Genomic DNA, 12,254 nt, shown 5'->3' with positions numbered 1-12,254 from the left:
TGCTTTTAGTGTTTATAAGCATATTATCTACATAATCAGAAGTAAATTCAACATATTTTTCAACTTTTTTGTCTGAAATTTATAGGAAAGTAGCTATACTTCACTTGATACTTCATTGTTTTTTTCAATAATATATTCTTCTTGCACCTCTGATATATCATCATTTTCAACATTTTCTACGATATTACTACTCTCTTCTTGTTCAGATACACTTTCACCATTCAAAAGAGAAAGCTGATTTGCTTTTAGAATGTCCTTTAAAGGACTTGCCATTATCATTCTTTCTAAATCACTTAGGGTTAGTTGATTTTGAACTTCCTCTTGAAATTCCTCACTTTTCTCAATAGCTTCCATACTTTTCTTATTAAACTTAATAAGATATAAAATATGGTTATGGACCTTTCTATTATCTATAACTTCAAAAAAAGCATCAATAACACTTACTTCTAAATCACAAAAGTCCTCCACCTCTAATGGTAAATAAACATAAGCCATAAATGGCATATTTATATTAGTTCTTTGTAACTTATCATGGGATTTTTCACTATATACTAGTGAATATATTTTCCTACCATATATATTTAACACTTTACCAGCAGGTGTATTAATAACCCTTCCCTCTACAGAGTCAATCTCTATAACCACTTTATTTAAATGTCTTATTTTCCCTTTATTCCTAGGAAGAAATATAGGCCCATTTTCCCAATAGTTTAAAACATAGGAACCCTCTAATGCAATACTCCTATTCTCAATTCCCTCTATTTCTATGTTATTTCTAATATAAGCCATAACCTCACCTATTCACTACATACTATATTAAATTCTATTCCCTATAGTCTCTTTTTATTCTTTATTAACCCTTTTTCCTTTTCGCCCCTATGGATATTATACTTTTAATATCTTTATAATTGAAAAGTGTTGCCCTATCATCTGTTAGATAACCTTGTGGATAATCACAGCCTATATAGTCATATATTCTACATCCACCTCTTTCCTTGCCTTCTTTCCCACAAATCATAACTCTTTTATTATTATTAAGTAATACTATAGAGCCAATAGGTAGTTCTTTTTCCATTGAAACCATCACCTTTCAAATTATTATGTATCCCTAAAGAGAATCTCTTTAGGGCTTTTTTACACTAACTTATTTTTAAACATATTTTTTAACATTAGTGATGATATTCTTTCCTCAACTTCCTGAATATTAGTTGTATATAGCTTATTCTCTTTCATTCTTTTAAAATAATCTGATCCTGCAAATGTATATCTTTTTCTAACTCCATCTATTGTTTCCTTACTTTCATTTTCAAATGCTATAATATCTCCAACGGAAAGTTCTCTTGGAAGAGAAACTCCATTAAGTCCTATTCCATTTCTCACAGCATTGTACCCTGCAAGCGTACCTGTAACAATAGCCTCTGTGTGTCCTACAAAAAGACCTGCTTTTTCTCCGCCTACAAATAGGTTTTTTATTCCTCTAACTTTCATAGTATTATCCCTTGGTGCCATTGATAAATATCTTATAGAGTTTGCAATTCCTCCTGAGTAAGGATCTTCATATCTTGCATTTTCAAGGCCATCTATTTTTCTAAGCTTTTCTATTGGATAATAACTAGTCATAAGCTTAGCATGTCCAGTATCTAAAATTATTATATTCTCTGCAAATTCCTTTAAAGCATATTGCTGGCAAACTTTCATACTAAGCTTCGAAAGATTAATGTCCTCTTCTGGAACCTTTATTACTACTACACCTGTTTCATCAAGCTTTTTTCTAATATCATTTGATAAAGAATCCTTATTTAACTTACAAGAACCACTCATAGCTCCATAGCTGTCATCTCCTCTCATGCCTAATATATCCTCAACTCCTGCCCTTTTACTGATACTTATTCTCGGTCCAAATGATGGACAACGTAGTATGCACATAGAGCATCCATTACCATACCTTACACAATTCCCCATAGGACCTGTTGATCCTGTTGTTTCAACAAACACATCTCCATCAACGAAAGTACCATCATGAAGATATATCCCCTTTATACTCTTATCATCCATCTCTACTTCACTTACTCTACTTTGAAATAGAATTTCAATTCCTGCATCTAACAAATATTTCCTAACCTCTGGTTCAACCCTACATACATCATATAAGGTTGCATGTTTATGCCCTGGAAACTCAATATCCTTGTGCCTTGCACAATTATCCATTACATGGAACAGTTCACCAGCACCTAAACCTATCATTTCTTCAGTAGCTGTATATCTACCATTATTTCTAATTATCCCACCAACATTACCAAGTCCTAAAAGCAAGTCTGTTTTTTCAATTAAAACAACATCTGCACCACTTTTTTTAGCCTGTAAAGCTGCGGCACAACCTGACCATCCGCCACCAATAACTATAACCTTCATAGAACTACCTCTCCTTTACAAATATTTCTGCTGGATTATATTGCTGTTTACATGCCTTGATAACTTCACCTTTTTTGCTTTTTATATGGCAACTTCCACATATGCCTTCTCCACAACATATTGTAGTATTGTTTATGGTAGCAAACTTAATATTCTTATTTAAACCGTAAACATAAGTTAATATTTTTTCATGGAAATTATCACTTCCTGCACTAAACACAACATCTATATTCATTTTTTCTAATATATATTTAATCTTTATTTTTATATCATCTAGTAGCTCCCCATTTTCATCTAAAAAGTTAACATCTTCAACATCCTTACATCCTAACTCTTCAAAGTAGGTACCTGAAAAGTTTTTATCACTTCTTCCTTTATCTAAAAGGGCATAAATGCTATTATTCTTATAAAGCATCTTTTTTGTAGCAAGTACTGTAGGAGCGGTACCAACTCCCCTACCTAGTATTAGACAAGAGCCATTTTCCAATTCTTTAAGATTCTTAACTCCTTGAATCCCATTATAATGTGGACCCTTTATTAATATTTTATCCTCAACTATTTTTAATGCCTTTGTTTTTACACCATCTACCTTGATTACAGTAGTTATTACATTATCATTAATATTACTATCTAATATAGAAATTGGAGTATTATATGCATCACCGTCTCCTGGTCTTTTCATAAATACATATGCCCCAAATTCATTTAATTCTCTTGCTAAGTAGCTATCAACTTGAACTTTTAAAATAAAAATATCTTCTCTTATAAACTTTTTTTCTAGAACTGAAAACTCCATGTACTCCCTAGCTTTTTTAGCTCTTTCCATGTTCCATATATAATTTTGGTATATACATGTACCCTTCCAATTTAAGCAATCACAAAACCTTTTATCTCTTAACTGAGAACATATTATACATTCTCCTCTCTCAGCTAAAGAACATGGGCAAAATTCCGTTCCTGAATCTATACAATCAACATACTTTAACATCTATTAAACCTCCTTTCCCATATAATTAAAATATTCTTCATGGGAAATTATTGTTACATTTTTCTATAAAATAAATAAAAAGATGCCAAAATTTTTGGCATCTTTTTTTAATTACATTGCTTTATTATAAATTTTATTTTCGATATTCTTATTACTTATAAAGGGAAATGTAGTTTCTAATTTATCATTAACATAAATAAGCAAGTTTCCTATATGATCATTTTTATATACAGGAGAATTAATAACTGAAGGTATTTGAACTTCTGTTTTTATATTATTTTCTTCACCTTTAAGAACAGGTAGATATATTTCTTTATCTATTGTACTTTGAAGATACTTTTCTTCTCCCCCAAGAACTCTACTTTTTAAGATATTGAGGGAATCTGTTTCTATTTTTATATGTGAGAAATTTTCTTTAGCATAGTTAACTAGGTTCTCACAGTCCTTCCATCTATCTCCACTATTAAGTGTAACAGCAATATACCTTCCATACTGATGGGTAACTGATGCAACTAAGCATTTACCTGCATTACCAGTATATCCAGTTTTAACACCGTCTGCATCAGGAAGTCTAAATAAAAACTTATTTATATTATTATAGGATTTATTAAATGCTCCACTTTCTCCCGATGAAATTTCTTTACATGCAGATACTTTTTGGAACACCTTATTTTTTAGTGCGTATGCAGTAGCTTTTGCAAGATCCCTCGCAGTAGTGTGATGAGTATCAGCATCAAGGCCATGAGGAGTAACAAAGTGAGTATTATAAAGTCCTAACTCTAAAGCCTTATGATTCATAAGCTTTATGAAATTTTCAACTTTTCCATCACCTATATGTTCTGCTATAGCTATAGCAGCATCGTTACCTGATTTCATCATAAGACCATAAATAAGTTCTTCAAGACTAACTTTCTCTCCTTCTTTAAGCCCTGCAGATGAACCATTAATAGACGCTGCTTTCTTAGACACTGTAACTTGATCTGTAAGTTTTCCATTTTCTATAGCAACGATTGCTGTTATTATTTTGGTTGTGCTAGCCATAGCCAAAATTTTATTATCATTTTTACCATATAAAATTCTTCCTGAATTTTGGTCTATTACCACTGCTGCATGTGAATTTAACTTAGGTGCTTGAATTTTTTTTTCTTTAGCAGTTACTATTGAAGATAAGGCAATAAACATTATTATTACCATAGATAATACTTGAAATTTTAATTTCATCTGATCACCACCAGATTAAGTTGGGTTTACAGTAAAATCTGGTTTAGAATCTTTAAAGTGCTTATCTTTTTTAAATGAATCAACAATTTTTTCTAAAACATCTGGTATATTATCTATAAGTCTTTCTAATGTATTCATTTGACCTACTGGAAGTAATCTAACTTGCTCTCTTGTAACTACAAGGAAAGATACAGGAGTTACAGCCATACCAGCTCCACTTCCTCCACCAAATGGATAAGATCCACAAGAACCTGATTCTTTGGATGAATTTGATCCTTCACACATTTCTGTTCCTCCTGAACCAAAACCAACTGTTACTCTAGACACAGGAATTATAATTGTACCATCAACAGTCTCAACAGGGTCACCTACAATTGTATTAACATCTATCATTTCCTTTAAGTTATCCATTGTTGTTTTCATTAGACCTTGTAATGTATTTTCTGACATATTCAACACTCCTTATATTTTATTTTTCTTTATTAATAGGATTTCCTGAAATACAATAAATATTATTAAAATCATTTTAAATAAAGTGGTTTTAAAGGTACTTATTACCTTAAAGTCAATTGAGGCAATATTAAAATTAGGATAAAGCTTAAATTCTAGATTAAAATTAGAGTTCACTCTACACAAAAAGCCCTTTAAAACAGGTAACAATGCACATAAAAATCCATAAAGTATAGCTGTAATATCTCTTCTTTCAAATCCAAATTTAAAGCAAATATTTATTGAAATTTCTAATTTTTTAGCTATTTTCTTTACTAGTTTTAAAAATTTCATATTTTTAAAATAGCTTTTTTCTTTTCTAAAATCATTTTCAACTATTTTATAGAACTTATGTGATTTTAACTTCTTAACATAGTCTTCTTCAAAGCTTACTAATTTATTTCTTTCAAAAACTTTAAATTTTATAAAATTCAAGATTATTAAATAAACTTTAATTTTATTATTATGTAATATGACCTTTAACTTAAAAGGAATGAATAACATTCCTAATATCAATATAAGAATAATTATCACCAATATTAATTCACCTCAAAAAAAAGAATAAAATACAGTAGTTGTATTTTATTCTTCCACAAAATCCATATTAAATTCAATAAGTTCTGGAAGTTCATTAATACTTTTGAATCCAAAATACTTTAGAAAATCATCTGTCGTAGTATAAAGTATTGGTCTTCCTGTGGCTTCAAGCCTTCCAGCTTCTTTAATTAATCCTCTTTCAAGAAGAGTTGTAACAGCTCTATCACTTCTTACTCCTCTTATATCATCTATCTCACTTTTAGTGATAGGCTGCTTATATGCAACTAGTGCTAATGTTTCAAGTGCAGCCTGAGAAAGATTTTGTCTTGAATCAGATTTTATTAATCTCTTTATATATGACCCATATTCAGGTTTTGTTGATAATTGCACTTTACCATTAAATTCTTTAATAGTAAGCCCCCTTGTAGGAACTTCATATTCTCTTTTCATATTAGAAATTATTTTCTTTACCTTTCTTACATCTAGTTCTAGAATCTCCCCTATATTTTTATATGATAGAGGTTCACCAAATGTAAATAAAAGAGACTCAATAATCCCTTTATTTCTCATTTCCTCTTCTTCTAGTATTCCAAGGCCTTCTAAGAAATTTTCCATATATCTTAAACCTGCCTTTCTATTGTAATATTATCAAAATTATTATTTTGATAAACTCTTATTTCTCTTAGTTTAATTAACTCTAGCATAGCCATAAATATTACTATTATTTCAAGCTTATTTTTAGCAAATTGAAAAAATGTATCAAAGTATACTTTTTCATTATTTTCTAATGTATATTTAATAAACTCCATTTTGTCTTCTATTTTAAATTCATCTGATGATATATTCTCATAAACCCTTTTTTCACTTCTATGTCTATTTTCATAATTATCCATTATTTTTCTAAATGCTATCATTAGATTTTCTACTGTAATATTTTTAAAGAAAACATCTTTATTCTCAATATCATCTATTATTTCAGGACCCTTAAAATAAATTAGTGTATTTTCTTCTATTTCTTTAAGATTACCTGCGAATTCCTTGTATTTTTTATATTCGATAAGCTTTTCTACAAGTTCAAGTCTTGGATCTTCTTCATCAAAATCATCTTCTTTTTTCTTTTTAGGTAACAACATTTTAGATTTAATCTCAACTAAAGTAGCTGCCATAACCAAAAACTCACTTGCAATATCAAGATCAAGCTCCTCCATCTCCTTAAGATAGGCTATGTACTGATCAGTTATTCTAGCTATAGGTATATCGTAAATATCCACCTCTGATTTTTTTATAAGGTGCAAAAGCAAATCTAAAGGACCTTCAAATGCATCTATTTTAATATTTATAGACATATTACACTCCTACAATACAAGATCTATTATGATATACATAAAATCTATCACACTTGAACTTAGAAATAACAATATACTTCTCGTAAAAGGAATCATTAGTAGCAAAAATAAAATTAGCATTCCTTTACCATCAACCTTATATATGAACTCAGCAACTTTCCCACCAAAGGCTTCAGCAAATATCTTAGAACCATCTAGGGGTGGTATAGGTATTAAGTTAAATACTGCTAAGTTTACATTTATATGTACCATACTATAAAAAAACATTGTAAGACCGTCACTTGGTTCGCTGTAGTTTTTAGCTATGAAGAAAAAGGTAAATAATGAAAAAAAGGCAAGTAATAAATTTGCAAATGGTCCTGCAAATGATGTTATTATTATTCCTCTTCTTTTATTTTTATAATAGTAAGGATTTATAGGCACAGGCTTGGCCCATCCAAACTTAACTAAAAAGAGAGCTATAAGTCCAAATAAATCTAAGTGTGATAAGGGATTAAGAGTTAATCTACCATCTAACTTAGCTGTATTATCCCCCTGGGAATATGACGCAAGTCCATGGGCATACTCATGAAAAGTTAATGCTATTATTACAACTATCCCGGTTATAATAAATTGAGCTATATCTATGTTCATAAACGATTCCCTCCATAATAGTTTATAGTAAACATAATTATAACATAATTATATAAAAAATAAATAAAAGAGGCCAAAAGCCTCTTTTATTTATTTTATGTTCAACCAAATTTTTAATGAACCTTTTAAAGTATCAAAGTATCCTGTTTTTTCAATGTTGCAATCTAAAATAAGATCCACAGATCCATACTTTTCGCTTCCAGAAGTAGCAGTTACTTTCCCTATCTTATCTCCCTTTTTAAGTGGAAGTTTTAAATTTTGATCTATTTCTATTACCTTTTCTATTTTTGATTTATTGCCCTTTTCCATTACTGCAACTAAATCATTTTTCGCTACAACTTTTACACTTTCTGGCTTACCTCTTGGAATCTTAACCTCTTTAACTACATCTCCCTTATTCACTATCTTTTGACTTGAGAACTTAGAGAATCCATAGTCTAGAAGCTGTCCCGCTTGAGCATTTCTTTCCTTCCAGCTTGGAGCACCCATAATTACAGATAACATTCTTGTATCTCCTCTTTTAGCTGTAGCTGAGATACAAAACATAGCTTCTTTAATGTATCCTGTTTTTAAGCCATCACAGCCATTATAGTGTCTTATCATTTTATTTCTGTTAGTAAGTGTAAATGGCTCTTTTCTACCTTCTGTTATAGTTTCCATCCAGATTTTCGTATAATCAAGTATCTTTGGATATGATAAAAGTTCCCTTGACATTAGTGCTATATCATATGCGGTTGTATAATGGTCTTTATTATAAAAACCATAGCTATTAACAAAGTTACTGTTTTTCATACCAAGCTCTTTTGCTTTTTTATTCATCATAGATGCAAATTCATCCTCTGTTCCACCTATAAACTCTGCTAGAGCTACAGCAGCATCATTAGCTGATTCAACAGCAATTCCCTTTAAAAGATCCTCAACTGTTCTAACTTCTCCTACCTCTAAGAACATGGTACTTCCACCCATAGACATAGCCTTTTCACTAATAGTTACCTTATCACTTAACTTAAATTTGCCCTTATGAGCACCTTCCATAGTTAAAAGCATAGTCATAACCTTTGTAACACTAGCAGGTGAAAACTTTTCATTAGCATTATGCTCATATATAACTTTTCCTGAGTTTGGTTCCATTAATATTGCTGAGTTACAGTCTAAATTAAAATTACCACTTGATGAGCCTTTATTTTCTGTTTTTTCTTTTATTTCCTTAGTTGATGGTCCTACGTTAGCAGTTACTGTTGGTGCCATAGAAAAACATAAAAATAGTGCCACAAGAAGTGAAGATATTCCTCTCTTCATAAAAATCTCTCCTTTCAAATATGTAGTACTAAACTCTCCTTTTATTCTCCCCTAAAAACGAAAATTTATTGAGACTTTTCACTAAAATAAACATTTTCTAATATTTACTATTATTAAGCTATTTCTTTGTATTTATGTTATTATAATTTAAGTTAATTAAATAGTTGTGAGGTGTTTATATTGTTTGAAAGATCCCTTCAGTATCTTCAAGGTTTTTTCGGATATCCATCATATAGAAAAAATCAAGAACCAGTTGTAAAAAGCATATTAAAGGGAGATGATACATTAGCTATAATGCCAACTGGTGGAGGTAAATCCATTTGTTATCAAATTCCAGCTTTATGCTTTGATGGTATAACGATAGTTATATCACCTTTAATTTCTCTTATGAAGGATCAAGTTGATTCAATAATCGAACTTGGAATAAGTGCAGCATTTATTAATAGTACTTTATCCCAAGATGAGTTATCTTCTATTATATATAGACTATCTAAGGGTAAAATTAAAATTCTTTATGTAGCACCTGAAAGATTAGACTCAAGAGATTTTCTTGATGCTACTGAAAATCTTAATATATCCCAAATAGCAATTGATGAAGCCCATTGTGTATCTCAGTGGGGACATGACTTCAGGCCTAGTTACAAGGGAATTTCAAGATTTATATCTAAACTTCCTAAAAGACCTGTTATAACAGCTTTTACAGCTACAGCTACTTCTGTTGTCCAAAATGACATTATAAATTTATTATCTCTTAAATCTCCTAATATATTTGTAACAGGATTTGACAGGGATAATCTCTTAATAAATTGCTTAAAAATTTCAAACAAAATGGATTATATAAAAGATTATATAAATGCGAATAAAAATTTGTCGGGCATAATATACGCATCTACAAGAAAAGAAGTTAATAAGATTTATGAATACTTGAAAGATGTAGGAATATCATGTGGTCGATATCATGCAGGCCTTTTAGAAGGCGAGAGAAAGCAAATGCAGGAAGATTTTGTATATGATAAAATTAATCTTATAGTAGCAACCAACGCCTTTGGAATGGGAATTGATAAATCAAATGTAAGATATGTTATTCACTACAATATGCCAAAGAATATTGAAGGATACTACCAAGAGATAGGGCGTGCAGGACGAGATGGTGAAAACTCTGAATGTATACTTCTTTTTTCTCCACAAGATGTTTCCATAAATAAGTATCTGATTGAGGTAGGATGTCAAAACGATTTTACTAAAAAGTTTGAATATGAAAAACTTCAATATATGGTAGATTTTGTACACCATAATGGATGCCTTAGAAAATATATTCTTACATACTTTGGTGAAGAGCCTGACTTTGATAGTTGTAATAATTGCAGTAGCTGTTTAAATGAAGGTACTTTAAGGGATAAAACCATAGATGCTCAAAAAGTTTTATCCTGTATTTATCGAATGAAAAAGGAATTTGGAACAACCATGGTTGTAGATGTACTTAGAGGTTCTTCTCAAAAAAAGGTTTTAAGTAATAGATTTGATTCACTTTCTACCTACGGAATAATGAAGGACTACTCCAAAAATGATTTAGTAAATTTTATTAATACTTTAGTATCCCATGGTTTTTTATCTCTTAAGGAAGGGGAGTTTCCTGTGCTTAAACTAAATTCTCTTTCTGGAAAAGTTCTAAAAGGTGAAGAAAAGGTTATTTTAAAGGAATTTAAAGTTTCTAATAAAATATCATCTGACAACGGTTTATTTGATAGGCTTAAAGTATTAAGACTTATACTTGCAAAGAAAAATAAAATTCCACCTTACTTTATATTCTCCGATACTACTCTTAAATCAATGAGTATATCTTGTCCAAAAACCCCTAATGAGATGCTTCAAATTTCAGGAGTTGGGGAAAATAAACTTAAAAAGTACGGAGATAATTTTATAAAAGAAATTTCTCTATATTTAGATAATGAAAATTTAAGAGCATAGCTACTGAAAGATCAGTAGCTATGCTCTTTACATATTATCCTTTGTTATTACATCTAAGATAAGTTTTGAAGGTGTAACTTTTTTTTCTGTTACTGTATATGCACTTAGGATTTTTTCTCTAGCCTCTTCTATATTACCAGAATCATTATAGTAAAGAAGTGCTATTGCCTCGCCTTCAGATACAAAATTCCCAACTTTCTTAATAAGCTTAACCCCTGCTGACATATCTATAATACTATCTTTATTTTCTCTTCCCGCACCAAGAAGTAATGCTGCTCTTCCTATTTCTTCCGAATCAATATGTTTAATATATCCTGTGTTCGACGATATAACCTTAAGTGTATTTTTAGCCTTTTTAAACAACTCAGGATTATCAATAAATTCTGGGTCTCCTCCTTGAATTTTAACCATTTCCTTAAATTTCAAAAGTGCCTGTTTATTTTCAATTACACTTAAAAGTTTTTCCCTTGCTTCACTTAGTGAATTAAACTTTTTAGATAATAAAAGCATATATGATCCTATTTCAAGTGATAATTCTAGTACATCCTCTGGACCTTTTCCATTTAAAACATCTATTGCTTCTATTACTTCAAGAGAATTTCCTATATTATATCCTAGAGGTTCATCCATATTGGTTACTAAAGCTACCATATGCTTCCCAGCACCTTCACCTATTGATACCATTTCCTTTGCAAGTTCTGTTGCATCATCAATAGTCTTCATAAATGCTCCTGAACCCATTTTAACATCTAGTACAACACCATCTGCTCCAGATGCTATTTTCTTACTCATAACACTAGCGGCTATTAGCGACAAATTATCTACTGTTGCAGTAACGTCTCTTAATGCATATATTTTTTTATCCGCTGGAGCTATCTTTCCAGTTTGGGAAGCAATTGATATACCTACCTCATTAACATTATTAATAAACTCCTCCTGAGTTAGATTAAGTCTCATACCATTTATTGATTCAAGCTTATCTATGGTTCCACCAGTATGTCCAAGCCCTCTTCCCGACATTTTAGCAACTGGAGCCCCTGCGGCTGCAACCATAGGACCTAAACATATTGATATTTTATCTCCAACTCCTCCTGTTGAGTGCTTATCTACCTTTATTCCCTTTATACCTGATAAATCAATTCTATTACCAGAGTTAACCATAGCCATAGTTAGGCTTAGCGTTTCTTCTCTGTCCATTCCCCTAAAGAAAATTGCCATTAAAAGTGCTGATGCCTGATAATCAGGTATACTTCCATTTGTGTATCCATCTATAAAAAACTCAATTTCTTCTTTAGAAAGACTATATCCTTTTCTTTTTTTTAGTATAATATCAGAAATCCTCATCGAAACTCCCCCTAAAT

Annotated in this window: 13 protein-coding genes; 1 reads left to right on the top strand and 12 read right to left on the bottom strand. The window is 30.6% G+C overall.

What is annotated here, in order from left to right; all coding sequences use genetic code 11:
- Positions 1 to 93: 93 nt before the first annotated feature.
- The 11 genes from CLCY_RS09110 to CLCY_RS09060 form a co-directional block, all read right to left on the bottom strand.
- On the bottom strand, positions 94 to 789 hold the full coding sequence (locus CLCY_RS09110) for a hypothetical protein (protein WP_048570820.1): 696 nt from the start codon (positions 787 to 789) through the stop codon (positions 94 to 96).
- A 64-nt stretch (positions 790 to 853) separates the two neighbouring features.
- Complete coding sequence (locus tag CLCY_RS09105) at positions 854 to 1,075, bottom strand: DUF4176 domain-containing protein (protein WP_048570819.1); 222 nt, start codon at positions 1,073 to 1,075, stop codon at positions 854 to 856.
- A 59-nt stretch (positions 1,076 to 1,134) separates the two neighbouring features.
- Positions 1,135 to 2,412, bottom strand: coding sequence for an FAD-dependent oxidoreductase (locus CLCY_RS09100; RefSeq protein ID WP_048570818.1), 1,278 nt, complete (start codon positions 2,410 to 2,412; stop codon positions 1,135 to 1,137).
- 4 nt (positions 2,413 to 2,416) lie between these two features.
- Positions 2,417 to 3,400: a sulfide/dihydroorotate dehydrogenase-like FAD/NAD-binding protein gene (locus tag CLCY_RS09095; protein WP_048570817.1), complete on the bottom strand. Its 984-nt coding sequence runs from the start codon at positions 3,398 to 3,400 to the stop codon at positions 2,417 to 2,419.
- Between the two features lie 111 nt (positions 3,401 to 3,511).
- Entirely contained in the window at positions 3,512 to 4,621 is a 1,110-nt protein-coding gene (locus tag CLCY_RS09090; RefSeq protein ID WP_048570816.1) for a D-alanyl-D-alanine carboxypeptidase family protein, read from the bottom strand.
- Positions 4,622 to 4,636: 15 nt separating this feature from the next.
- Complete coding sequence (ytfJ, locus tag CLCY_RS09085) at positions 4,637 to 5,071, bottom strand: GerW family sporulation protein (protein ID WP_048570815.1); 435 nt, start codon at positions 5,069 to 5,071, stop codon at positions 4,637 to 4,639.
- 12 nt (positions 5,072 to 5,083) lie between these two features.
- A complete protein-coding gene (locus tag CLCY_RS09080) occupies positions 5,084 to 5,647 on the bottom strand; it encodes a DUF2953 domain-containing protein (protein WP_048570814.1) in 564 nt (187 codons plus the stop codon).
- Between the two features lie 45 nt (positions 5,648 to 5,692).
- On the bottom strand, positions 5,693 to 6,262 hold the full coding sequence (scpB, locus tag CLCY_RS09075; RefSeq protein ID WP_048570813.1) for an SMC-Scp complex subunit ScpB: 570 nt from the start codon (positions 6,260 to 6,262) through the stop codon (positions 5,693 to 5,695).
- 5 nt (positions 6,263 to 6,267) lie between these two features.
- On the bottom strand, positions 6,268 to 6,993 hold the full coding sequence (locus CLCY_RS09070) for a segregation/condensation protein A (protein ID WP_048570812.1): 726 nt from the start codon (positions 6,991 to 6,993) through the stop codon (positions 6,268 to 6,270).
- Positions 6,994 to 7,002: 9 nt separating this feature from the next.
- On the bottom strand, positions 7,003 to 7,626 hold the full coding sequence (locus CLCY_RS09065; RefSeq protein ID WP_048570811.1) for a site-2 protease family protein: 624 nt from the start codon (positions 7,624 to 7,626) through the stop codon (positions 7,003 to 7,005).
- A gap of 90 nt (positions 7,627 to 7,716) precedes the next feature.
- Complete coding sequence (locus CLCY_RS09060) at positions 7,717 to 8,925, bottom strand: D-alanyl-D-alanine carboxypeptidase family protein (protein ID WP_053083299.1); 1,209 nt, start codon at positions 8,923 to 8,925, stop codon at positions 7,717 to 7,719.
- Positions 8,926 to 9,105: 180 nt separating this feature from the next.
- Here CLCY_RS09060 and recQ point away from each other — a divergent pair, with 180 nt between their 5' ends.
- Positions 9,106 to 10,893, top strand: coding sequence for a DNA helicase RecQ (recQ, locus tag CLCY_RS09055; RefSeq protein ID WP_048571155.1), 1,788 nt, complete (start codon positions 9,106 to 9,108; stop codon positions 10,891 to 10,893).
- Positions 10,894 to 10,920: 27 nt separating this feature from the next.
- Here the strand turns inward: recQ and CLCY_RS09050 are convergent, their stop codons facing one another.
- The gene (locus tag CLCY_RS09050; protein WP_048570810.1) at positions 10,921 to 12,237 is read right to left on the bottom strand and encodes a pyrimidine-nucleoside phosphorylase; all 1,317 of its coding nucleotides are present in this window, start codon (positions 12,235 to 12,237) and stop codon (positions 10,921 to 10,923) included.
- Positions 12,238 to 12,254 lie beyond the last annotated feature (17 nt).

It is taken from the genome of Clostridium cylindrosporum DSM 605, from assembly GCF_001047375.1.
GTDB lineage: Bacteria > Bacillota > Clostridia > Clostridiales > Caloramatoraceae > Clostridium_AB > Clostridium_AB cylindrosporum.
This window is presented reverse-complemented; position numbering and strand designations above follow the sequence as displayed.

Excerpts from the sequence above, each read along its gene's own strand:
- CLCY_RS09110 (WP_048570820.1), bottom strand. The coding sequence starts at position 789 with ATGGCTTATATTAGAAATAACATAGAAATAGAGGGAATTGAGAATAGG.
- CLCY_RS09105 (WP_048570819.1), bottom strand. The coding sequence starts at position 1,075 with ATGGAAAAAGAACTACCTATTGGCTCTATAGTATTACTTAATAATAAT.
- CLCY_RS09100 (WP_048570818.1), bottom strand. The coding sequence starts at position 2,412 with ATGAAGGTTATAGTTATTGGTGGCGGATGGTCAGGTTGTGCCGCAGCT.
- CLCY_RS09095 (WP_048570817.1), bottom strand. The coding sequence starts at position 3,400 with ATGTTAAAGTATGTTGATTGTATAGATTCAGGAACGGAATTTTGCCCA.
- CLCY_RS09090 (WP_048570816.1), bottom strand. The coding sequence starts at position 4,621 with ATGAAATTAAAATTTCAAGTATTATCTATGGTAATAATAATGTTTATT.
- ytfJ (WP_048570815.1), bottom strand. The coding sequence starts at position 5,071 with ATGTCAGAAAATACATTACAAGGTCTAATGAAAACAACAATGGATAAC.
- scpB (WP_048570813.1), bottom strand. The coding sequence starts at position 6,262 with ATGGAAAATTTCTTAGAAGGCCTTGGAATACTAGAAGAAGAGGAAATG.
- CLCY_RS09070 (WP_048570812.1), bottom strand. The coding sequence starts at position 6,993 with ATGTCTATAAATATTAAAATAGATGCATTTGAAGGTCCTTTAGATTTG.
- CLCY_RS09065 (WP_048570811.1), bottom strand. The coding sequence starts at position 7,626 with ATGAACATAGATATAGCTCAATTTATTATAACCGGGATAGTTGTAATA.
- CLCY_RS09060 (WP_053083299.1), bottom strand. The coding sequence starts at position 8,925 with ATGAAGAGAGGAATATCTTCACTTCTTGTGGCACTATTTTTATGTTTT.
- CLCY_RS09050 (WP_048570810.1), bottom strand. The coding sequence starts at position 12,237 with ATGAGGATTTCTGATATTATACTAAAAAAAAGAAAAGGATATAGTCTT.